Source organism: cyanobacterium endosymbiont of Rhopalodia gibberula (assembly GCF_003574135.1).
In the GTDB taxonomy this organism is placed as follows: domain Bacteria; phylum Cyanobacteriota; class Cyanobacteriia; order Cyanobacteriales; family Microcystaceae; genus Rippkaea.
This window is the reverse complement of record NZ_AP018341.1, coordinates 802,938-825,234: the sequence shown is the minus strand read 5'-3', so window position 1 is coordinate 825,234 and position 22,297 is coordinate 802,938. Positions and strand designations below refer to the sequence as shown.

Genomic DNA, 22,297 nt, shown 5'->3' with positions numbered 1-22,297 from the left:
CGTTGGGTTATCTTGAAGTGCTTGTATCACTTCAAGATAACCCAACGGTTGCGGCGATATCTAAATCAATAACCCCGACTTCACGGTGGGTGCTATTCGGGACTCAGTCAGCCAGACACTAGGTCAAATTACAAAAAACTAAAATCTGGTAGTTCCCCAACCAAAAACGGACAATACAAAATAAAAATACCAAAAAAAGGATTCATTTAAATATATCCTGATGGAGGTAAGCGGACTTGAACCGCTGACGTCCTGCTTGCAAAGCAGGCGCTCTACCAACTGAGCTATACCCCCACATTCATTGAGTGGACAATTAACGGGAAGTCCCCAACAACTTGTTCACCCTCGCTATTATACACATAGAATCTTTAAAATGACAAATTTTTTCGAGCAAACCTACCATGAATCAAATCGTCGCTACCTTCTATAAATTCGTGAGACTGACAGATTTTGAGACAAAGCAAAAACCTTTACTAGAACTTTGCTACCAAAAAGCCATTAAAGGCACAATCTTATTAGCCCAAGAAGGAATAAACGGAACAATTGCGGGGTCTCGTCAGGGACTTGATGCTGTAATGGCTTACTTACGTTGTGATCCTCGCTTAACTGACTTAGAAACAAAAGAAGCTTCTATAGAGTATTTGCCGTTTAAACGGACAAAAGTTAGACTAAAAAAAGAGATTGTTACTCTAGGAATTTCAGACATTAATCCGCTTGAAAAGGTCGGTACTTATGTTGAGTATAATGACTGGAATTATTTAATTTCCGATCCAGAAATTTTAGTTATTGATACCCGTAATAATTATGAAGTAGAGATGGGAAGTTTTAAAGGAGCAATTAATCCTAGAACTAACTCTTTTCGAGAATTTCCTAATTATGTATCTCAAAATCTTCACCCATCCAAACATAAAAAAATAGCTATGTTTTGTACAGGAGGAATTCGTTGTGAAAAAGCAACTTCTTTGCTAGTTAACAAAGGATTCAAGGAAGTTTATCATCTTAAAGGAGGAATCTTAAAATATTTGGAGAAAGTAAAATTAGAACAAAGTTTATGGGATGGAGAATGTTTTGTTTTTGATCAAAGAATAGCAATTAAACATAACTTAAAAAAAGGAAATTATAAAATGTGTCCTAGCTGTGGTTATCCGCTTTCCAAGATAAAAAAGCTATTTTCAGACTATGAAGAGGGAGTCTCTTGTTCTAACTGTATTTCTAGTTTTATCACAGAAAAATAGAACTACAACCAGAAAAAAAAGTAATTAAAATTTGCTAATAAAAGAAATAAATAATGATCAGTCAATCATCTCGTTCTGGCTATACGTTACCTGTATTTGCTTGCGCATCGGCAATCGCTGCTTTAAGTCATATTCAAAACAAAAATATTAAAAATATTGTATCTGTGGATTTAATTTACCCTTCTAAAGTGGTTAATATTCCAATTGAACAAGTAGCTAGAATCGGATTAAATTCAGCTTTAGCAATTACTAGAAGTGATCCAGGAGATAATTTAGATTTAACTAGAAATACTCCAGTTTGGGTATTAGTTGAATTAGTTGAACAAACTCAAGCTAATTCTTGTAAGCAAATTTTGATTAAAGGAGGTGAAGGAATTGGTATCCAGATTAATAATGAAGGTAAATGCGCCATTTATCATTATGCGAAAAAAATATTACATAAAAATCTTAAGAAATATCTTAAACCCACAGAGAGCATTATTGTAACTATTATCTTGCCGGAAGGAAAACAATTAGCAAAAAGAACATCTAATGAGTCATTTGGAGTGGTAGAAGGACTTTCTTTGTTAGGAACTACTGGTATTTCTCAACCCTTAACTGCTGCCAATCAATTAACAGCATATCAAGAGGAACTAACTGCCAAAGCTAAACAGTTTAATAGTTTAGTATTTTGTTTGGGGGAAAATGGCTTAGAGTTAGCAAGAAAACAAGGAATTAATCCTGAAAGAATAATTAAAACTGCGAATTGGCTAGGCCCTTTATTAGTAACAGCTGGAGTTCAAAAATTAGCTTCTCTTCTACTATTTGGTTATCATGGTAAGCTAATCAAATTAGCTGGAGGAATTTTCCATACCCATCATTATTTAGCGGATGGACGATTAGAAATCTTAGTTGCTCATGGAGCTAAAATAGGTTGTCCAAATACTAAGTTGCAACAGCTTTTAAAAAGTTCTACAACGGAAAATGGATTAAAATTATTGCGGGATTGTGATGAACAAACGGGAAGTAATTGGACTGAAAAAATCTATCAATCTATAGCTCAGACGATTGATCAAAGAAGTCAAGTTTATATTCGTAAACATACTGACGTTAATGTGAGAGTAGGATCTGTCTTATTTGGACGTGATCGCTCTATCATTGTTAGCAGTAATCACGGAAAACTAATTATGAGCAATGAAATCTGTAAGTAGTAAAAATATTGTGTAAAATTTCCATACTCCAAATCGGAAATTAACTTTACATCATATTACAAACTGAGTATTTTGTCCCCGTCACAGCTTGAGCTTGACGGGGAATAGTCAAAACTCTTCTCCTGATTCTAAAATACGTTGAAAGAGATAGCCAGTTCCTCTAGCCGTCAGAATCAACTCAGGATTACTCGGATCATCCTCTAATTTTGCCCTGAGACGGGAAATATGAACATCTACTACACGGGTATCCACATGGCGTTCGGGAGTATATCCCCAGACCTCCTGTAGAATTTCTGAACGAGAAAAAGGTTCGCCTGATCGACTGACTAACAGCTCTAATAAACTAAACTCCATCCCCGTCAAACGGATGCGTTCATCCCCTTTATAAACTTGACGTTTGTTCGTATCAATTCTAATTGATCCGATGTGAATGACCCCTGAACTAGGAATTCCTGGAGTTCCATTCTTGTCAGCCCGTCGCAATACGGATCTAATTCTCGCTTCCAATTCCTTAGGGGAAAAAGGTTTAACTACATAATCATCAGCTCCCAACTCTAACCCTGTAATTCTATCAGCAACATCTCCTAAAGCAGTTAACATGATGATAGGGATGTCCGATTCTTTGCGTAATTCTTGACAGACACCATAACCATCAAGCTTAGGCATCATGACATCTAAAACGACTAAATCAGGATCAGCTTTATGAAAAGTGTCTAAGGCTTCTTCTCCATCGGCAGCTGTGACCACATCATAACCAATCATAGACAAACGAGTTTCTAAAATACGACGGATGCTAGCTTCATCATCAACCACTAGAATTTTCTCTTTATGAATTTCCAATTTCTCCAATACTCCTTAGATGTAAAATTTCTGAACGTTAAGTTACATAGCGATGTTTCTGTCTCTAGAATATCGCTTTCTTATTATGATTAAGTCAATAACTATAGATTATTTCCCCCTTAGTAAGGATTTTAAATAGGATAACGAAACAGCATACCCCTTATCATTTTTTAATTATTTTGGACTCTAACCAGCTAGTTTTTTAAGTTTTTTTAACCTTTCTTAAAAAAGGCATTATGGTAAAATCTCGGACTATTCATATTTGCAGTGCCTGTGGTGCAGAGTCTCCTCAGTGGTTTGGTAAATGCCCTAGTTGCGGAGTTTATGGGACTCTGGAAGAACAAATTGTTAACCCCAGTCTATCAGGGGGAATTTTACGGGGAGGATGGCAATCTAACACACGTTCGCAGAACATCTCCACCACCCCCCCTAAACCTCGCATTTCAATCCCATTTTCAGAAATTACCCAAGAAGAACAACTTAGGTTTCCGTCGGGATATGAAGAATTAGACCGAGTTCTCGGTGGGGGAATGGTTCCTGGTTCCCTTGTTTTGATTGGTGGTGATCCAGGAATCGGGAAATCTACTCTCTTACTACAAACAGCTAACCAACTGTCCCAAAGATTGCCTCGCATTCTCTATGTGTCTGCTGAAGAATCAGGACAACAGGTGAAATTGAGGGCTTCTCGGTTGGGGGTCAAAGAAACAACAACGACCACCGATGTTAACAGTAATGGTCAAGAACCCAAAAACTCCAAATCAGCAAATTCGGAGAGAAACAACACCAATGCCAGCCTTTACATTTTACCAGAAACAGATTTGGAAGAAATTCTGCGAGAGTTAGAATCGTTAAAGCCACAAGTTGCTGTTATTGATAGTATTCAAACTCTCTATTTTGCTGCCCTCACTTCAGCCCCCGGCTCAGTTGCCCAAGTCCGTGAGTGTACTTCAGCGTTGATGCAAGTAGCTAAACGAGAGAATATCACTCTACTGATTGTTGGTCACGTCACTAAAGAAGGGGCAATTGCAGGACCAAGAGTACTTGAACATTTGGTCGATACAGTCTTATATTTTGAGGGTGATCGCTATGCTTCCCATCGTCTTCTCAGATCAGTTAAAAATCGCTTTGGGGCGACTCATGAAATCGGAATTTTTGAAATGGTTGAACATGGGTTAGTAGAAGTCCTTAACCCCTCAGAATTATTTCTAGGCAACCGTGATGAATTTGCTCCAGGAACCGCTACTGTCGTTGCTTGTGAGGGAACTCGTCCTTTAGTAGTAGAATTGCAAGCATTAGTCAGTCCTACGAGTTATTCTTCCCCTCGTCGTTCCACCACTGGGGTTGATTATAGTCGCCTACAACAGATTTTAGCCGTCTTGGAGAAACGAGTAGGGATTCCGTTATCAAAATTGGATGCTTATGTAGCCTCTGCCGGTGGGTTAGGGGTGGAAGAACCAGCCGCTGACTTGGGAGTAGCGATTGCTGTGGTAGCCAGTTTTCGGGATCGGGTAGTTGATCCTCGCACTGTCTTGATTGGTGAAGTGGGGTTAGGGGGACAGGTTCGGCTAGTATCTCAAATGGAACTGCGTCTTAAAGAAGCAGCTAAGTTGGGCTTTAAACGAGCAATTGTGCCTAAAGGTCAGACTTTTGCTGATGATATCGGACTAGAAATTATTGCGATCAATAAAGTGATTGATGCTATTACTGCGGCTATTCCGCCCCAACATAAATTCGAAAAAGGAATGCTAGATATTAATGACGAACAAAAAGATTAGTATTAATTTAGCTCTGTAAGCTGTTGTACATTGTTTATTTAAAGAAAATTTAGTATGTAAACTAATCCTTGAGTCAATTTATTTTCTGATTGTTTTTTAGGCTTGAAAATAACAGGATTTTGAAGAAATTTTTCATGTAACCAAGCATGTAAAATATAATCAACCGTCTCTATTTCTTTTCCTAAAAGAATAATTTGTCCTATTTCGTATTGAGAAGTTTCTCCTAAACTGAAAAGACTGTTTGAAGTTTCATTTAATTTTTTAATCCAGTGAGTAGTAATCTGTTGTATAAATTCATGACGAGTTACACCCCAAGATTTTTCTCCTAACGAAGAGACAAAACTATCTTGTTGTTTTAAAATAAACCGAGTTAATTGAGCCACTTCTAAAAAAGTATTCCCTAAAGGATGATTTTTTAGTTGTTGATTAAAAGCTCCTCGTAAGAATAAGTTAGTATTTCCTACTTGCGGAAAGTGCGGTTTAAGACAGGGTGATATCTTAGTAATCTGAGATTGCCATTGGGGATAAATAAGTTGACAAAAAATATCTTGATCAATCGATTGAAAAGCATATGTTAATTGTCGGCTAATCAAACTGGAAAAGGGGTTTTTAACATTCACTAAAGCTAATTCTGTCATGGTTTCTCCCACATCAATAATCAAGGTGTTTCTGGCTGTTTCAGTAGGAGAAAAATAACTCAAAGCAACAGCTATTGCTTTAGGCACCCAGACAATCTGATCTGAAGTTGATAACGAGTAAGTATCTAAAATTAGACTTTGAAGTTGAGTGCGATCAACCAAATTCCATTGACTAGGACAAACTACAATAATTCCCTGCAATTTATTGATGATCTGAGCTACAGAATATTCTGTTTCCCCTAAAATCAAAGAGGTTGTTCGAGCCATTAACTGAGTTTTGAGAGTCTTTAAGGCTGATTCCCATGTGGCTAAAGAACTCGTTACATCTTCTGATATAACCGACGAAAGGTTAACTGTTTCTTCTAAAGTAGAAATTCCTATATTAGGATTGATTTTAGCGCCAAATACTAACAAAACAGCCATAAATTGCTCAGAAGTTAAATCAATTCCTAAAAACCATCTTTCCTGAGTAGACTTTATTCTGGCAGATTGTTCTGGAAATGACGAAGTTAAGGGAGTCCTATCCACTGTTGTTTCTAGTGATTGCTGTAAGTGACTAAAATAGGCTGGAAATTTAGTTTCCCCTCGCTCTTCAAAACTATATATTCCTTTGACTCCTTGGGACAGACAATCAGAATAGGTTTGTAAATCTTGTCCAAGACTGTCTAAAATTTTTCCTAGGGCTAAATCTATATGACCGGCTAACCTTTCTGAAGACATTTCAGGAGAAACTGAGAGACCGTTTAAGGAATCTTTACCGAAACAGTTCCTTTTTTTATACTTAGAAGATTGTCCTTCGATAATTTGAGTGCAACCGATAGTTAACTTTTCTAAAAACTCAGATATCAGTTGTCGTTCATATTTTAACTGCCGAATTTCTTGAAGCAGAGACTGTCTTTGATTGCGTAAATCCTCTAGGTTATTTTCTACAGATTGTACCCAAGATATTATTTGGGTCTCTAGTCTTTTTAAAATATCTTCGTTTAGTTTTTCAGACCTTTTTTGATAATTTTCAGGCTTTCTATAAAACTGATGAGTAAGCAAATAATATCGTACTCTCTCTAAGAAAGCCAACACGCCTGGATGTTCTGATAACTGACTATCCCAGAGAATTTCCTCAAGGTCAGCAATCAAAATGGCAAGATCGTCTTGAAAAATCACAGTTACTCGCTAAAAATCTCACAAAAAAAAATTAAATAGAACAAACTAACTTTTGAAAGTTAACAATTAGGCTTACAATTTTTGCTAGGCTTAGCATAACAGATAGAGCAAAAATCCGCTTGAGCATTAAATGAAAGATAAAAACCGCCACTATAATGAAAACCTTAATATTGAAGATTTAGGGGTGATTATTCTTTATTGACTGGATTGATAGAATAAAAATGACAATTTTTTATCCTATATTGTATTATCTATAGTTAACTCCCTAATAGGGGAGTTTTTGTGGAAAATAATTGGGGTAGCTCAGTTTATTTAATTTTAGAAGATTAAGTAAAAATCCAGAATTATAGTGTTGAGGTCAAAAAAAGTTACTTTAGATCTCATGAATAGAGGAGAAATGACTACTTTAGAAGAGATTTCTTATTCCATAGATGCCGTTAGCCTAAGAACTATGACTGTTAACATTACTCCTACTCATAAATTTATTAGTCTTCTTTATAACGATCTAGTAATAGACATTATAGAAATTGCTGACTTATACCATCGAGAATTAAGCAATTTTAGTAAATTGGCGAAGGAAACCGTAACGAAGCTACTTACAAAATTAGAAAAAAAGGTTTAATTACGGAAACACACGATATTCTGTGTATTAATAATACAGTCTTTGCCAGACTAGCTATGACAATATCATAGTTTAAAAAACTGAAAGTCTTACTTTGTGAGAATTTCAAAATTTAAATGGACTAATTTTTACAGCAATCAATTTTTTGAAGTTGTAGAATAAGCTCACAATAATAGTCTTGTAAATTATTAGTTACTAACATGCATTATACTCAGTCTAGAAGAATTAGAATATGTATAACTTAGAAAAAATTATTACTTAGTTTTTCCTTAAAATTTCAATGAGATGATTTTCTTTAATGAATTACTCTTCTGATAATGCTAATCCAGAATCCGATTTGGAATCTAATGCTTTAACGAATAGTGAGTCTAATTGGGTTGATGATGACACCAAAGAAACAGTCACTGCGCCTGTGTCTAAATTCAAAAATATTCAACCTTTATCCCTGTCTAAAATCAAACAAAGTAGCACTCTAGCAATGGTGGAAACAGCTTTTTTAGCTAGTGCTTGCAGCTTAATTTGGTTAATTAATTATTATTTTCCTATCGGTCCTTTTTTAAGGATTTTCTTTCCTATTCCTATTGCTTTAATTTATATACGATGGGGATATCGCGCCGCTTGGATGGGAGCATTAGTATCTGGGTTATTATTAACAGTGTTAATGGGTCCTACCCGTAGTGTTGTTTTTTTAATGCCCTATGGCTTGATGGGAGTTCAATTAGGATATTGTTGGAGACGTAGGACAAATTGGCTGTTTTCTATGGTGACAGGGGCGTTAATTGGAACGTTTGGCTTCTTTTTTCGTTTCTGGTTATTTTCAATTTTATTAGGGGAAGATTTATGGCAGTATATGATTATCCAAATCACTGAATTAGCTCAATGGTTATTTATTAAATCAGGGATTTTATCTCAACCTAGTTTTTCTTTGATTCAGTTACTAACTATTGGATTAGTTGTTTTTAACAGTTTAATTTATTTATCTGCTGTTCATTTAGTCGCTTTCTTAGTCTTAGAAAAGATAGGAAATCCTATACCTCAACCTCCCAGATGGATCCAAGCAATTTTGGATTATAAACAATAAGCAATTACTAAATATCTCAAGCAGGTAAAAAGTGGTTTTCATATTTATTTTTTAAATGGGTATTTAAAAAGAAGTGATTCAAGTTTATACACAACAAAAAAAAGGTAAACAATGGCTGGAATCTAATCAAAACCATGATCCAGTTTTTGCCTGTATTTTAGGGTTTACATCTACAGGATTAATCCCAGGAATTTCTGCGGCTGGGGCCACCCCAGAAGACCGAAAATATACCGCGATTGCTGATGCAGAATTTTTATTTAAGGGGATTCAATCTCGTTATCAACATCCCTTACCTCCCTTAACTAAGGGGGTTTCACCAGTATTTATTACACGCGCTATTCTAGAGACTCTTAATATTCCCATTTATCTGTTTAATGCCGGTTTGCCATTCCCTCCCTCTGTTCCTAATTTTAACTTAAAAGGTATTAGTGCCAATTGTATTACAACAGGAAAAGCCTTACCTTTAACTGTCATTAATCATCTATTTCAGCAAGGGTTACAATGGGGAGAAAAAATGGCTAAAAAATACCCCAATTCCTATTTAATTCTGAGTGAATGTGTTGTAGGAGGAACTACTACTGCCCTGGCTATTCTTACAGGATTAGGTTTTAATGCCATTGGAAAAGTTAATAGTAGTCATTATAAGTGCAATCATAAGCAAAAATGGTCTATTGTTCAGATGGGACTTACTCAAGCCGGAATTTACCCTATTTTACAGCCGATTAATCCTTTTTCTCTCGTCGCCGCGGTGGGTGATCCTATGCAAATTGTGGCGGCAGGTATGGCAATTACCGCTAGCCATCGGATAGGAGTACTTTTGGCTGGAGGGACCCAAATGTTAGCGGTCTATGCCTTAATCAAGGCAATCATCAAAAATTTGCAAGAAAAAGCCAATCTAGACCAAATTATAGTAGGAACAACTCGTTGGGTTGCCGAAGATTCTACAGGGGATACAGTAGGGTTAGCTAATATGATCAGTGAGGTTCCCCTGTTAGGGACTCAGTTGAGTTTTGCTAAGTCTTTCTATCCTCAATTATCGGTATATGAACAGGGGTTTGTTAAAGAGGGTGTCGGGTCTGGAGGATGTGCAATCGCCGCTAGCCTATCATATCAATGGACTCAGGAAAAACTACTACAGGTGATTGAATCTATAGTAAGTGCTAAAAAAGACTAAAAATTGACATTCAATATAACGATGAAGATAAATCTAAACTATGGTTAATCATCTGGAAGTTAGATTTGAGTTCTTTAAACTTACTGACAAATAATTATATCAACTTTGCCAAGATAACCGAGATTTACAGTTTGAAAGAAATCTCGATGGACACCCGATAATTATACCATCAATAGGATAATAAACAGGATAAGAATGCTGTAATTACGGCAAAATTTTAGAAACAACATCAAAATAATCATTTAAAAACCATTTTTTATTTATTAAAAGGTTTTAAGCCAGTCAATGGCGAAGATATAGCTCCTAATAATACTTAAATAACTTCGGAAAAATGAAACTAGTTAAACCTCAAACAACGACAAATATTTTTTCTACTAGTGATAGATTAAAATCTTTAAAAGATAAAATAAAAGAATATCATGAATGATAAAACGAAATTCAAGAAGGTTAATTAATACAAACAAGTGTAAATTCATTGATAAAGTAAAAAAATCAAAATATTAGATAATTATGAGACCTTATCATCTGTAGAGAAATTGATCTCTTTCAAAAATTTGGTACAAACCGTGTAATCATTTACAAAAACTACTTTGGTAAGTTACGGTACAGATAGAGACTTATTCATTATCTCTCAACACTAAGAGGTATCTAATCCACGTTGCAAAATATCGAATTTTTTGAGTGCGATAAGTACACCGAGAGCCTATCTCTGTTTTAACCAAACCGTCCGCTTATGTAATCCCTCGTTGTTTCCCGTGCAGGATTTTGAAAAATAACCTCTGTTTTATTATATTCTGCCAGATATCCTACTTTTGCTTCTTTATCAGTAGCTTCTACATTATAAAAAGCAGTAAAATCGGATGCCCGTGATGCTTGTTGCATGTTATGAGTAACTATAACAATAGTGTATTGTTGCTTCAATTCATAAATTAGTTCTTCGATTTTAAGGGTGGAAATGGGATCAAGAGCAGCACATGGTTCATCCATCAAGATTACTTCTGGTTTGATGGCGATGGTTCTCGCAATACACAGACGTTGTTGTTGTCCTCCTGATAAAGCAAGTCCACTTTGCATTAATTTATCTTTAGTTTCATCCCAAATTATAGCTTTTTTTAGGGATGTTTCTACTAACTCATCCATATCCCCCTTAAATCCATTTAGTCTTGCCCCAAACGCAATATTTTCGTAAATAGATTTAGGAAAGGGATTGGGTTTTTGAAATACCATGCCAATGCGACAACGTAAGTCTATAGGATCAACTTTGTTTGCATAAATATCGCTTCCATGGAAAGTTATTTTGCCATCAATCCTAGCACTGGGAATTAGATCGTTCATCCGATTAAAACAACGGAGAACAGTACTTTTTCCGCAACCTGAAGGACCAATGAAGGCTACAACTTTATTTTTGGGAATATCTAAGGAAACTTCCCTGACTGCCAAATTAGTACCGTAAAAAACATTAAGTTTCCGAGTTCTCAAAACTGTTTCTGTTGCTACATCAGCTACCATGATTTTTTGTTAAACTCCCTTTCGACAAAGACGATATCGAAGTTTGTAGAAATGAACCATACGGTTTTTACCTACTTTCCCATTTTTCTATCTTCATCTTTTCTAACCAAACCGTCCACTAACATAATCTTTGGTATTCTGTTGACGAGGACTACCAAAAATAGTCTGGGTTGCATCGTATTCTACAAGATAACCGACCTTGCTTCCTGTCTCAGTTACTTCTGTACTAAAAAAAGCAGTTAAGTCGGCTACTCGTGCCGCTTGCTGCATGTTGTGAGTAACTATCACAATAGTGTACTGTTTCTTAAGTTCATGTATTAATTCTTCAACTTTTAAGGTCGAAATAGGATCAAGAGCTGAGCAGGGTTCATCCATTAAAACCACTTCTGGTTGAGCAGCAATAGTTCTCGCAATACACAGACGTTGTTGTTGTCCTCCTGATAAAGAAAAGCCATTATCTTGTAATTTATCTTTAACTTCATCCCAAAGGGCAGATCGTTTCAGAGAAGTTTCTACTAATTCATCGAGATCTCCTTTGTAATTATTTATCCTCGCTCCAAAAACTATGTTATCGTAAATAGTTTTTGGGAAAGGATTGGGTTTTTGAAATACCATTCCAATTCGTTTTCTTACTTCTACAGAATCAATATCAGGAGCATAGAGATTCTGTCCATGATAGGCAATGGTTCCCGTTAGGTGAAAGATTTCGATTAAATCGTTGAGTCTATTTAAACACCGCAGGATGCTACTTTTTCCACACCCTGAAGGACCGATAAAAGCAGTCACTTTATTCTTGGGAATGGTGAAAGTAACATCCCGAACTGCGCGATAATCTCCGTAGAAGATATTAACATTTTCTAAGCTGAAAACTGTTTCTATCTTAATAGAATCCGAAATTTCGTTGTCTATCATCAAAGTCCTCTATCACTATTAACTGTTCACTATCAATTAATAAGTTTTCTGTCGAGTTGCCCAACGAGCAGCCACACTGGTAGTTAACACTAACAAGACTAAAATTAAGGACCCCGCCCAGGCTAATTCTTGTTGGGGTTTAAAAGGGACAATGGCATAGTTATAAACTAACACTGATAAAGTAGCAATAGGCTCAAAGATTCCCTTAGGCCAAAAGTTAGAAAACAAAGCAGTAAAAATTAAAGGAGCGGTTTCCCCTGCAGCACGGGCAATCGCTAGGGTTACTCCAGTTAAAATAGCAGGAACAGCCGCAGGAAGGACAACTTTTAATACTGTTTGGTAATTATAAGCTCCTAGTCCAAAGGCTGCCCAACGGATTTCTTGAGGAACAAGTTGTAAGGCTTCATCCGTTGTCCGGATAATAGTGGGTAACATCAATACAGCTAAAGCTACTCCTCCTGCAACGGCGGAAAAACCAACAATTTTTGTGGCGACTAATAAACCATAAGCGAAAATACCAGCAATAATTGAAGGAACTCCACTGAGAACATTAGTCGCAAAACGAACCCAACGGGCAATTTGATTTCCTGCACTAAATTCTGATAGATAAACAGCAGTGAGTACCCCAATAGGAACAGCAATAAAAGTCGCTAAACCCACAGTTAGTAAAGTTCCAAGAATAGCGTTACCAATACCTCCTTGTGACAATCCAGGCGGTGGAGGAAGCTTAGTAAATAAATCTAGGTTAACTTGCCCTAATCCCTGAACCATCACGAAGATAAGAACCGCAACTAATGGGATTAGAGTGATAATCATACATAAGGAAGCTAAAGCTGTCCAGAAGCTATTGAATAGGGCGCGGGAACTGCCTGGTTTCTTTTTTAGACTTAAACCAATCTCGGTTGCACTTGAATCAGTCATTTTTTTTGAGGAGTAAAACGGTAGAAAAAGAGGAGCGAAAGCTCAATTTTTGCCATTCGTCTATTACTGATACTTGGCTCTCACTTGAGTTACAATGCAATCGGCTATAACATTAACAATTAGGGTCAAAACCATTAAAATCAACGCAGCATACATTAGGGCAGAAACCTGCATTCCTGATGCTTCGGCAAATTGGTTGGCTAAAAGAGAAGAAATAGTGTTTGCTGGTTCAAGTAGAGAGATGCTGATTTTATTAGCATTCCCGATAATCATCGTAACCGCCATAGTTTCCCCCATTGCACGGCCAAGAGCTAACATAATTCCCCCAACGATTCCTGAAATAGCTGATGGAATCAACACACGGAAAATCGTTTCCCAACGGGTTGCTCCCAAGCTTAAAGAAGCTTGGCGTAATTCAGGAGACAAAGAAGCTAAGGAATCACGAGAAACTGCAGTGATAATAGGCAGAATCATAATAGAAAGAACAATTCCTGCAGGTAACATTCCAGGTCCGGCAGGGGGGGTAGCAAAAAAGGGTACCCAGCCAAGGTTGTTGTGTAACCAGAAACTAATAGGGTTGAGAATGGGAATTAAGACAAAAATACCCCACAGTCCATACACCACACTAGGAATAGCGGCTAACAGTTCCACCATAAACACTAAGGGGGTGCGGAATTTAAGAGGGATAAAATCTTCACTTAAAAACAGTGCCGTTCCTATCCCTAAAGGGATGGCAATGAATAAGGAGATGAAGGAACTTACTAGAGTTCCATAAATAACCGGTAACGCCCCAAATTTTTCCTTTCCTATAACAGGATTCCAAGCACTGTTGGTAACAAAGCCAACCCCGTAGGTTTGAATTGCTGGCCAGGCTCGCATAATGATTACAATAGCAATGGACAATAGAATGAACCCAATACTGACGGCAAAGACTAAAGTCAGCCAAATAAAACCAGTATTGAAAGTTTTCTCCAGAACAGAGCGAACGCCAACTCCAGTTTGTTTAAACTTAGAAGCAGTAGGTGCAATCATAATTAAGGATAACCAAGTCGAAAGTAAGAAATAATAGTTTGACTAGATAATTTGTTGGACTAAGTTCAGCATAAGCCAAGTTCACAGAAAACTCGCAGCAATCAGAAGTCCCTATTCCTAATTTTTACACCGAAAGATTCCTGAACTCTGAACTCAGGTTGTTTAGTTTTTTAGAAGGGACTAGTAAAAATCTATAAGTGATTTAATCTAGTCAATGTAGGACTATCAATCTAGAAAATCGTCTGTTTGTTTGACCTTAATAGTGTAGTCCGGGCTAATTACATCAGCAGCCGCGGCTACTTTCTCTTTGACACTAGGCGGCAAGGCAACATAACCGAGTTTCTTACTGGCTTCTTGTCCATGGTTTAACGCATGTTCAACCATGGCCTCCATGGCGATAGCTTTTTGGGGATCGTCATATTGTTTGTAAGCCAGCATCCAAGTGTAGGTCACAATGGGATAAGATTGATCTCCTTCAGGGTCGGTGATAAAGACTCGTAGGTTTTCAGGAAGAGTAACCGCATCTAAGGTCTGTTCGGCTGACTCGTCACTGGGCTCTATATAGTTCCCTGATAAATTTTCTAAGGCTGCCATTGTTAGACCATTATTCTTAGCATAGCCATACTCAATATAGCCGATGGCTCCTTCAATTTGTTGAATAGTGGCAGTTACTCCTTCATTTCCTTTGCTACCGATGAATTTTCCCTTAATGGTAGGCCATTCTACACTTTTTCCTTGTCCGATTGTATTTGCCCACTCTGAACTAATTGCACTTATGTGCTTGGTGAAAACTTCAGTGGTTCCACTACCATCAGAACGGTGAACGACGGTAATTGATTGACTAGGTAAGTTTAAATCAGGGTTAGCCTCAACAATTTCGGGGTCACTCCAGTTAGTAATACTGCCTTGCATGATTCCTACATAAGCCTTCCGAGACAATTTAAGCCCTTCAACCCCAGGAAGATTGTAAGCTATTACAATACTTCCGGCAGTCATAGGGAGCAATATCACCCCTCTAGAAACTTTTGCGATTTCTTCATCTTTCATCGCTACATCACTAGCACCAAAGTCTACTGTTCCGGTAGTAAATTGTTCTACCCCTGCGCCACTACCTATAGACTGATAGTTAACTTGAAGCTCAGGAATTGCACTATTGAGTTGAACAAACCAGTTTTGATAGAGAGGTGAGGGAAAAGATGCCCCCGCACCGGTCAGAGTGACCTTACCTTCTAATGGAGGTTTGTTTATGTTATTAGCCGTTTCATCGATAGAGCTATCATCATGGGTCGCACCACCACAAGCCCCTAAACTTACTATTAATGCCAATATTGATAGGGAAGATATTAAACAAAAAGGACGTTGTTCGAGTTTGAAAAAGTATAACATATTTGGGTGTTTTGTAAATTGAGTTAATTACACAATGAACATTCAAACAGAAGTTAACGAATTTTGGTAAACAATAGGTTAAGAAATACAGTTCTTAGTCTAGAGTTAATGAACTGTCTAAGTAAAATAGATAAATCTTCACTATTTATTTATTTTTATCTTAGCTCTTAACTTTTAGGATCGTAGTGTGATTTTGTTAGGTAAAGCTTGAATTATTAACTAACTCTGATTTAAATTTAGGTTGCTAAAAATGAGTTGAAAACCATAATGAAATAATATGCATCTGATCACTGTATTTTTGATACAAAATAAATTGTGAGATGATTCATAAAGTTTACATCTCTTAATAGTTTTTTAGATGTTATGAAAGCAACGATTGTAATCGCAGCCATAGTAGTTATACCAGCTTGTAGCCAAGTGATATCAATAATGTTTAACCAATCAAAACAGATAGCTTAAGTGCGGTATTTCCGATAACTGAAGTAGTGTTAGAAACCTGTCAAAAACAACCTATCTATAATAAGCAAGTTAAAGATCTGACCATAGAAAATAATTTTTCAAATACAAGCAGCCTCTTGTCCCATTTCTTCTGCAGAAACAAAATTTTGCAATGACAACATAGTTTGTTACATTGAGTCTCTTATTGCTTTTAATGCGATCACAGTTGTGGCAAATATCCAAAATATTTAAATATATTCGCTAAAAGTTAGTTTATTAGCACAAGTATAGGAATTTAAAGCTAAAAACAGGGTATTTCTCTAGCTATAATCAACTTTATTTCTTTTATCCTGATTGATTTTTAACTATTTACGGTCCCGGTAAAGGCTCGGGAACCTATAATTATCTTACCGAAGCGCTCATAGGTGAAGCAACAGAAATTTGCTCAAATTATGTTTTCAGCAAGGACGATGAAGTATTAGTAATTATGGTTGCCCAAGATCATAATACTTTGGGTTACTTTAGCTACTTTTGTTATCAACAAAACCAAGATAAACTCAAAGCAATTGCTATTGATAATGGTTAAAACGGGGTATTTATTTCAACTCAAACTGTGGATAAGAACGAATATTAGCCCTTGTCGCGACCTTTATTTGCTTATGTTAATGTTAAAAACGTACAAAAGAATCGAACTTTAGAATAATTTGTCGAATTTTACCTCGAACAAGTTTCAAAATTGACGACTCGAGTAGATTATATTCCTTTATTAGGATAAGGTTATTTTTTTACAAAAGTTTAATTTCAAAAATTTGAAGTCGAAGAAGCCTTTGAGCAAAAACATCAAACAGATATGACCATTGGCGAGTTGTTATACAAACAAGCTAGATTTGAGTAAAACTCGATGAGGAAGAATGGTCCTATGACTGTTGAATTATTTTTCTTATTTAGTAACAAGTATAGAAGTGATTCCAACAACGAGCATAACTTAGAGTCAGTTAGTTAGTACCCTATTTTTACATAAAGCTGAAGGGACTGATGAACATAGTTTTGTCTTAAAATAACTCGAAACTTGATTCTGACAATCAATACCCTAATATCTATCCCTAGTCTTAACCTAAACTAGTAATTAGGTTTAGTAAACCATCCCAATATAAGACTGTAAATTGAAAGATTTCTTGGTTATAGGTAAAATTATAGGCCGTCACTATATTTCTGTAGTACTATTACACTATAAATTATAAAAAAACTATAATCAAAAATTGATCTAAATTCAAAAAATATGAGTGAGCTTTGGATTATCTACCTTTTGGTAAAAAGAAGTTTTCTTAAGGCTTACCCTGTTTTAAGACCATCTTTAATATTTTTTTTTTAAAAACATAAAATCACTGATCATTTCTTAGAACTTCTAAATCAATCTAAATTGGCAGTTCCTTTTTTTCCAAGTTGGTTAATTTTGATCATTTGTTTATTATCGACATCTGTGATAACAAATAAGTGACTAAGGTATTTTTTGAGTCTGGAGTTTGCTAAATTGAAAGACAGCGAAATAATAAGGATAATGAATAAATCAAAAAACTTAGTAATTGTCAAACAACTCTGCAAAGTTGAGGAAGAAGGAAATTACGGCTTGCTAAGTCCTTTATTAACTGAGGAGTCGACGGCATGGACTAACTTTAGAACGACAGTTTAAGGCTAAATTCCTTCAAGACAAATGGGTTCACGTTCTTACTATTTGTCAAGGAAAGATTGCAGAGTTTCAGAGTCAGATTGATTTAGTAACTCTCCCAGGAGTTTCCAATTTAAGATAAAGATGAAGTTAAAAGTCAGTATTCAGAAGTTAGGAAAATTTTTTTTACAACCCTTATGGTTTATTATCGGAATTTGGCTATTGAGTCGAGGATTAATTCTTGTAGGCATGTTAGGGATTGCCCCGTTACTCGAAGCTCCTTCAGGTGGAATTAAGACGGAATGGGGTTGGGAAGTTTTTTCTGCTTGGGATAGTAATTTCTATCAAGAAATTGCTACAGCAAATTATAATGGCGTCGGAACTCTACCAGGAGCTAACGTAGCTTTTTTTCCCTTTTTTCCCTTAACTATCAGGATTGTAATGGGGTTAGGAGTATCAGCAGAAGTGGCGGGAACATTGATTAATAATTTAGCCTTTTTAGGAACTTTATTTATTGTTTTCCATTGGGTAAAAAGGACAAATGGTATTAAAACGGCACAGTGGACAACGACTATTTTAGCTTGGTGTCCTCTCTCATTATTTACCGCAGTTGTTTATACTGAAGGACTATTTCTATTTTTAAGCACTGCTTCTTTGTGGGCTTTTGATCGCCAGTCTTATCTACAAGCTGCATTATGGGGAATGATGGCAACCGCAACCCGCATTACAGGATTAGCTTTAATTCCCGCCTTTTTCCTCACAGCATGGTATAAACGCATCCCCATTACTGCTTATGTGACAAGTTTCGGTAGTGCGTTAGGAGTTTTACTGTATAGTGGCTATTGCTGGATGCAGTTTAGTGATCCTTTAGCCTTTATTACCGTTCAGCATACCCAATGGAACCGTAGTCGTGGTATTGATTGGCAAGGATGGGGGACTATGTTGGTTGAAATTACCACAGGGAGAAGTCAGTGGCATTATGAGAGTTTATGGGATCTATTACATCCTTTTTTATTATTACTAATGAGTGTGATTGCTTATGGCTTATGGCATTATCGTGATTGTCTAGGAGAAACTTGTTTTGATTATAGTTGTTGTGGATTATTGTTTCTATTATGGTTATTAATTGGTGATCCTTTGCTCAATACGATATCTGTTTTAGGTGGAATTTATTTACTATGGCACTTACGAAATAAGCTCAATTTTGTTGTAGTTGCTTATGGGTTTTCCTCCTTGGGATTATTGTTAGTATCTGGTGGAACCATCTCTTTGAGTCGTTTAGCTTATGGGATTGTTTCTCTAAACTTAGGGTTAGGAATGTTACTTTCAAGTAATCCTCGTTGGGGATATGCTATGGTTGGGTTCTGTACTGTTTTGTTAGTCAGTTTTTCAATTCGTTTCGCTCAACATCTTTGGGTTGCATAAATAATTGATGATTGTCAACAATATTACATTTTTAGAAATTTAGTTTTCTTTCTTTTTTAAAAAATTTTAAATTAAAATTTAAGACTTTTTCTCTAATAAACTCAGATAATTTGTCAAGAGATTGATTGTATTTGTTTATATCCTAATTATGGAGTAGGTAGTCACAGCTTCTAAATATAACTGACAAGATACTTTTAATAAAGAGACTGGAAATGCTTGCAATTGGCTGTAAGTTTTAGTCTCATTAATAAATGCTAAAATTGAACCAACACATCATTGGAATTCGTTTTCTCCTTGCACTTATTTTACTTGAACTGTTGCTTTTATGATTCTGTTAACTGAATTTTTAGAACGGCTAGTATCTAGTGATTACTCTTTCTCAACTACTTTCCTCTTTGACACTTATTTAATCTTACCTTCTTACTACTATTTCTAAACCGTTATTTTCTGCTGACCGAGTTATCATCTCATTGAGTCTAATTTTAGTTTTTGTCTCTAAAAATATCTGTAATGTCAGTTATCCACTGTCACCAATTTGAAAGGGGTTCGAGATGTATTTAGTAGTTAAGAGTAACAAAAAAGCAAATATAATACAATGCCGAGCAAAAGTCGCTGTAAGCTTATATTCTGTCTACAGAATACCCCTTCAACGTTCCCCGTCAGCTACTGCAACTAAAAGTCTCCACTCCTCTATCACATAATTTTATTTAACTTTTTTGTATTTTTTTACTAAAATAATTAAGCTGTAATAGCATTTTTATTTTGGTTATGGTCAACTTATGAAAGAGAAAAATAGTAATCTTTTTTGGCTTTGGATTATTACTGGCACAAGTACAATAATACTCTTTTTGTGCGCAAGTTTACGTCATTTTTTATTTCAATCTAATGCTTTAGATCTGGGTTGGTTTGATCAAGCAATTTTTTTGATTAGTCAGGGAAACCCGCCGATAGTTTCTTTTGTAGATAATCATATTTTAGGAGATCATGCCGCTTTTATTCTTTACCCTTTAGCATTATTTTATGTAATTTATCCTAATGTACATTGGTTATTTGCTATCCAAGCGGTCGCTCTTGGCTTCAGTGCAGTCCCTGTTTACAGATTAGCACAAAAATCAGGACTACAAAAAAATTTGGCTTTAACTATGTCAGAGGTTTATTTACTTTATCCTTTAGTGTTTAATCTCAACATATTTGATTTTCATTCAGAAGTCATAGCTTTACCTATTCTATTTTGGGCAATTTTGGAAGCAAAAAACAATAATTTCTGGCGATTTTTGTTGGCAATTATCATTATTTTAAGTTGTAAAGCTGTACTGTCTTTAACTGTTGCAGCCATGGGATTATGGTTATTTTTCTTTGAAAGAAAACGTCTTTGTGGTAGTGTAGCGTTATCCTTGGGGATTTTTTGGCTTTTAATCACCACTCAAGTTATTATTCCTCAGTTTAGTGGAAATACAGTTGCCGCATTGGGACGTTATTCATTTTTAGGAGATTCTATCGGAGAAATTATAAAAAATATTTTCTTAAATCCTGGTATTTTTCTTAGTAAAATTTTCACCTTAGCTAATCTTGAATATTTGATTTTATTAGTTTGTCCGGTGATTTGGGGATTATCTCTCAATCATTTAGCTCCAATGGTTGCAGCTATTCCTCAGTTAGGATTAAATCTATTAACTGATTACCAACCCCAAAAAGATTTAGTTCATCAATATTCCTTGCCAATTCTACCTTTTTTATTGTTATCAAATATTTACACATTGGCAGCTAAAAAAGAAATAATAAAACGTCATAAAATAATTATAATTTGGTCATTAATTACTTTCTTAGTATTAGCTAAATATAATTATTTTGGCTCGAAATACTTAGAACAATTAGACACATTATTGGCGATGAAACAAGGAATAAAGTTAGTCCCTCCTCAAGTAAAAGTTTTAACATCCCCTCAAATTGCTCCCCATTTAACCCATCGTCCTGTAGTGAAATTAGGAATTAAAGGTGCGGAATCTATTGACATTAATAATTTTGACTATATTCTGCTGAATGTTCATCATCCGAGTTGGCCAAAATCTAAAAAAACTGTTATCGATTTAGTGAAAAAATTGAAAGAAAATACAAAGTTTATTTCTATTTATGAACAGGATAATGTTTTTTTGTTCAAGCAAAATTAGGAGCCAGAGTAGAATAATTAAGTCATTAAACTCTTGCCTTAGTTTAATGACTTAATTATCTAAAATACCAGAGTATATATACTTGCTCAACTAGTTGACAATCTACTGCAGAAGAATTACAAAAACTTTATTCAAATAGTCGCAGTTTTAAAAACTATTTACTAGAAATCAATATTTGAGATATTTTGCCAGGATAGTTAACAATCAACCGCTAACCGTAAAATAAACATGTTTTACTTTAGATCTTTTCTTCACAGAATTTTTTTTTACTATCAATATAGATTTAAAATAATAATTATCTATTACTCATTTAAATGAACTCTATAAGTCAGAAATTTAATTAAAGATAAACTTATCTATTCAATCATTAGTACTATAGTATAAGACAGCGTGACAATCATGATAAATCGGAGATTATAGAAAAATAGATCCATAGCCCAATGTTAAAACTTCACTATTTGATTTTTTTAAAAAAAGTAGCATAGTATTATATTATTGATTATTTAGATACATATATTTTTATTCTCATAACCATCACTATTAACTTTGTTAAATTGATAAAATGTTGGCAATTTTTATAAAAAACTCAGCCAAGATAGGTACTCGATCCCTATTTATTACTACCTCCATTTTTCAACCTAAGTACAAGACATAACTAACTATATCCAAATATCCTCAACACAATGTTTAAGTTTTATCGATTTATCAATATTTTCCCTTAAATTAGTGAGTGTACTCATTAGTTTAAATTGTAGAGACAAGTCATTAAGCTGTAAGAAACACTTTACATTATAAAAAATATAAAAGAGGTTTTGTCGTATTTTTGTAAGATTGTCAGTAACATAAAAAAATGAATTAAAAATTTAACTTATTATCGATTAAATTTTCTGTAATTTTTTAGGAGGGTATGGTAACCTCCCCCTGAAACTCGTCATATATGTCTAAATCATGCTGGTAACTTTAGAAACTGAACTTATGAGGATTACTCCATTGATCATAACCGAGACATAAATACGTCGATAAACATTATAAATGAATACAGGCTTACGGAATTGTAATTAAAACTATTCATATGTCTAATGAAGGAAATAAGAGAGGGCTAGAGAGTGGATTTCTTATCTCTT

At 35.3% G+C, this 22,297-nt stretch carries 15 protein-coding genes and 1 tRNA gene; 8 read left to right on the top strand and 8 right to left on the bottom strand.

The features are described 5' to 3' along the window. Nucleotides 1-221 precede the first annotated feature (221 nt). A tRNA-Ala gene (locus RGRSB_RS02645) sits at nt 222-294 on the bottom strand. 107 nt (nt 295-401) lie between these two features. On the opposite strand from RGRSB_RS02645, the gene trhO reads away from it, so the two are divergent. Both trhO and cbiD read left to right on the top strand, forming a co-directional pair. After that, nucleotides 402-1,235: an oxygen-dependent tRNA uridine(34) hydroxylase TrhO gene (gene trhO, locus RGRSB_RS02640; RefSeq protein WP_119259721.1), complete on the top strand. Its 834-nt coding sequence runs from the start codon at nt 402-404 to the stop codon at nt 1,233-1,235. A gap of 53 nt (nt 1,236-1,288) precedes the next feature. Then, nucleotides 1,289-2,425: a cobalt-precorrin-5B (C(1))-methyltransferase CbiD gene (gene cbiD / locus RGRSB_RS02635; RefSeq protein WP_172582017.1), complete on the top strand. Its 1,137-nt coding sequence runs from the start codon at nt 1,289-1,291 to the stop codon at nt 2,423-2,425. A 108-nt stretch (nt 2,426-2,533) separates the two neighbouring features. Here the strand turns inward: cbiD and rpaB are convergent, their stop codons facing one another. After that, entirely contained in the window at nt 2,534-3,265 is a 732-nt protein-coding gene (rpaB, locus tag RGRSB_RS02630) for a response regulator transcription factor RpaB (RefSeq protein ID WP_119259720.1), read from the bottom strand. A 236-nt stretch (nt 3,266-3,501) separates the two neighbouring features. Here rpaB and radA point away from each other — a divergent pair, with 236 nt between their 5' ends. Further along, the gene (gene radA, locus RGRSB_RS02625; RefSeq protein ID WP_119259719.1) at nt 3,502-5,040 is read left to right on the top strand and encodes a DNA repair protein RadA; all 1,539 of its coding nucleotides are present in this window, start codon (nt 3,502-3,504) and stop codon (nt 5,038-5,040) included. 38 nt (nt 5,041-5,078) lie between these two features. Here the strand turns inward: radA and RGRSB_RS02620 are convergent, their stop codons facing one another. Then, the gene (locus RGRSB_RS02620; RefSeq protein WP_119259718.1) at nt 5,079-6,839 is read right to left on the bottom strand and encodes a hypothetical protein; all 1,761 of its coding nucleotides are present in this window, start codon (nt 6,837-6,839) and stop codon (nt 5,079-5,081) included. A gap of 397 nt (nt 6,840-7,236) precedes the next feature. Here RGRSB_RS02620 and RGRSB_RS02615 point away from each other — a divergent pair, with 397 nt between their 5' ends. The 3 genes from RGRSB_RS02615 (at nt 7,237) to cobT (ending at nt 9,716) form a co-directional block, all read left to right on the top strand. After that, a complete protein-coding gene (locus tag RGRSB_RS02615) occupies nt 7,237-7,461 on the top strand; it encodes a hypothetical protein (protein WP_145961877.1) in 225 nt (74 codons plus the stop codon). 298 nt (nt 7,462-7,759) lie between these two features. Next, on the top strand, nt 7,760-8,542 hold the full coding sequence (locus RGRSB_RS02610) for a DUF2232 domain-containing protein (protein WP_119259716.1): 783 nt from the start codon (nt 7,760-7,762) through the stop codon (nt 8,540-8,542). Between the two features lie 73 nt (nt 8,543-8,615). Then, nucleotides 8,616-9,716, top strand: a complete 1,101-nt coding sequence (gene cobT, locus RGRSB_RS02605; RefSeq protein ID WP_119259715.1) for a nicotinate mononucleotide-dependent phosphoribosyltransferase CobT — start codon at nt 8,616-8,618, stop codon at nt 9,714-9,716. Nucleotides 9,717-10,430: 714 nt separating this feature from the next. Here the strand turns inward: cobT and pstB (RGRSB_RS02600) are convergent. From pstB (RGRSB_RS02600) to pstS, 5 genes are all read right to left on the bottom strand, one after another. Continuing rightward, nucleotides 10,431-11,225 carry a phosphate ABC transporter ATP-binding protein PstB gene (pstB, locus tag RGRSB_RS02600; RefSeq protein WP_119259714.1) on the bottom strand — a complete coding sequence of 265 codons (795 nt, stop codon included), beginning with the start codon at nt 11,223-11,225 and terminating at the stop codon, nt 10,431-10,433. A 102-nt stretch (nt 11,226-11,327) separates the two neighbouring features. Further along, entirely contained in the window at nt 11,328-12,137 is an 810-nt protein-coding gene (gene pstB / locus RGRSB_RS02595) for a phosphate ABC transporter ATP-binding protein PstB (protein ID WP_119259713.1), read from the bottom strand. 36 nt (nt 12,138-12,173) lie between these two features. After that, nucleotides 12,174-13,058: a phosphate ABC transporter permease PstA gene (pstA, locus tag RGRSB_RS02590; protein WP_119259712.1), complete on the bottom strand. Its 885-nt coding sequence runs from the start codon at nt 13,056-13,058 to the stop codon at nt 12,174-12,176. Nucleotides 13,059-13,121: 63 nt separating this feature from the next. Beyond that, a complete protein-coding gene (pstC, locus tag RGRSB_RS02585) occupies nt 13,122-14,090 on the bottom strand; it encodes a phosphate ABC transporter permease subunit PstC (protein ID WP_119259711.1) in 969 nt (322 codons plus the stop codon). Nucleotides 14,091-14,315: 225 nt separating this feature from the next. Beyond that, nucleotides 14,316-15,476, bottom strand: coding sequence for a phosphate ABC transporter substrate-binding protein PstS (gene pstS, locus RGRSB_RS02580; protein ID WP_119259710.1), 1,161 nt, complete (start codon nt 15,474-15,476; stop codon nt 14,316-14,318). Between the two features lie 2,248 nt (nt 15,477-17,724). Here pstS and RGRSB_RS02570 point away from each other — a divergent pair. Both RGRSB_RS02570 and RGRSB_RS02565 read left to right on the top strand, forming a co-directional pair. Then, complete coding sequence (locus tag RGRSB_RS02570; RefSeq protein WP_269460793.1) at nt 17,725-19,005, top strand: mannosyltransferase family protein; 1,281 nt, start codon at nt 17,725-17,727, stop codon at nt 19,003-19,005. A gap of 779 nt (nt 19,006-19,784) precedes the next feature. Next, entirely contained in the window at nt 19,785-21,173 is a 1,389-nt protein-coding gene (locus RGRSB_RS02565; protein WP_119259709.1) for a DUF2079 domain-containing protein, read from the top strand. Nucleotides 21,174-22,297 lie beyond the last annotated feature (1,124 nt).

Coding starts and splice junctions, on each gene's coding strand:
- RGRSB_RS02565 (WP_119259709.1), top strand. CDS start 19,785: ATGAAAGAGAAAAATAGTAATCTTTTTTGGCTTTGGATTATTACTGGC.
- cbiD (WP_172582017.1), top strand. CDS start 1,289: ATGATCAGTCAATCATCTCGTTCTGGCTATACGTTACCTGTATTTGCT.
- pstS (WP_119259710.1), bottom strand. CDS start 15,476: ATGTTATACTTTTTCAAACTCGAACAACGTCCTTTTTGTTTAATATCT.
- RGRSB_RS02570 (WP_269460793.1), top strand. CDS start 17,725: ATGAAGTTAAAAGTCAGTATTCAGAAGTTAGGAAAATTTTTTTTACAA.
- pstA (WP_119259712.1), bottom strand. CDS start 13,058: ATGACTGATTCAAGTGCAACCGAGATTGGTTTAAGTCTAAAAAAGAAA.
- pstB (WP_119259714.1), bottom strand. CDS start 11,225: ATGGTAGCTGATGTAGCAACAGAAACAGTTTTGAGAACTCGGAAACTT.
- RGRSB_RS02615 (WP_145961877.1), top strand. CDS start 7,237: ATGACTACTTTAGAAGAGATTTCTTATTCCATAGATGCCGTTAGCCTA.
- trhO (WP_119259721.1), top strand. CDS start 402: ATGAATCAAATCGTCGCTACCTTCTATAAATTCGTGAGACTGACAGAT.
- pstC (WP_119259711.1), bottom strand. CDS start 14,090: ATGATTGCACCTACTGCTTCTAAGTTTAAACAAACTGGAGTTGGCGTT.
- pstB (WP_119259713.1), bottom strand. CDS start 12,137: ATGATAGACAACGAAATTTCGGATTCTATTAAGATAGAAACAGTTTTC.
- RGRSB_RS02610 (WP_119259716.1), top strand. CDS start 7,760: ATGAATTACTCTTCTGATAATGCTAATCCAGAATCCGATTTGGAATCT.
- radA (WP_119259719.1), top strand. CDS start 3,502: ATGGTAAAATCTCGGACTATTCATATTTGCAGTGCCTGTGGTGCAGAG.